This is a genomic window from Phocaeicola sp. RTP21198st1_B8_RTP21198_201120 (assembly GCF_040929485.1).
Lineage (GTDB): Bacteria > Bacteroidota > Bacteroidia > Bacteroidales > Bacteroidaceae > Phocaeicola > Phocaeicola dorei.
This window is the reverse complement of record NZ_JBCOCI010000569.1, coordinates 1-978: the sequence shown is the minus strand read 5'-3', so window position 1 is coordinate 978 and position 978 is coordinate 1. Positions and strand designations below refer to the sequence as shown.

Below are 978 nucleotides of genomic sequence, written 5' to 3'. Positions count from 1 at the left end.
ACCAAATCACACCCTTCTTCGTCTTTCAACAAAGCAGCTATTTCGTTGGATACGCGGATAGGATCTTCATAAACGACCCCTTCGCATTTATTAGCCTGAATCATCCCTTCCGGTTGGGTTCCAAGGCCAAACACGCCAATTCTCAAACCATATTTCTCAAGAACGACGTAGGGCTTGACTATATCTTTTAATACCGTAGCATCCAGATTATAGTTGGCACAAACGACCGGGAAATTAGCCATCTTGAAAATACGTTCCATATTATCCACATCGAAATCAAACTCATGGTTACCGATAGTCATAGCGTCATAACCTATCTCATTCATTAGTTTAACTTCCACTTCTCCGCGGAACATATTATAATAAGGTGTCCCTTGAGAAATATCTCCGCAGTCGAAAAGCAGCACATTCTTATGCTCCTTGCGGAACTGTTCGAGAAAAGCAGCCCGGCGAAGAAAACCACCTTTATTATAGTATTCGTCCCCCTTCTGATTGACAGGTTCGATACGGCTATGCACATCGCTTGTTTGTAAAATAATCACTTCTTTGGTATCCTTATCCTGCGCAAAAATTGAGAAAGTAAAGCTCAATACAAGACATGACAGGAATAATATCTGAAATCTTTTCATATTCAATATTTTTAGATTCTCCTTTTTATTTTATGGTAATACGTCCATCCAGTTTGGAGGTAATCGCTTTGCCTTCGGCAGTCTGTTTGCGTACATAATCAAGAAATAGGCCGCGTAAGGTTGCGTCTTCGGGACATACTCTCTTTTCCGCCTGCAGGAAAGTATCCATCCGTCCGTTTCCATCTGCCAGATAATCGATAGTGGCCACCGTGTAAAGCTTGTCATCCTTTAGTGGTTTTCCACCGACAAAGGCGTTCAGCAACTTTCCATCTTTGGTGATTTCAAGACGGATACCGCTCACTCCTTCTCCGTGTAGAGATGCAATCGCTTCAAAAAGACGTCTCAAGTC

2 protein-coding genes are annotated in these 978 nt (G+C 42.2%); both read right to left on the bottom strand.

Annotation, left to right across the window (positions count from 1 at the left end):
* Positions 1–629 (bottom strand): bifunctional UDP-sugar hydrolase/5'-nucleotidase (locus AB5935_RS28175; protein WP_368328126.1); only part of this gene is annotated, 629 nt, incomplete at its 3' end.
* Between the two features lie 25 nt (positions 630–654).
* Positions 655–978 (bottom strand): 5'-nucleotidase C-terminal domain-containing protein (locus AB5935_RS28170; RefSeq protein WP_368328125.1); only part of this gene is annotated, 324 nt, incomplete at its 5' end.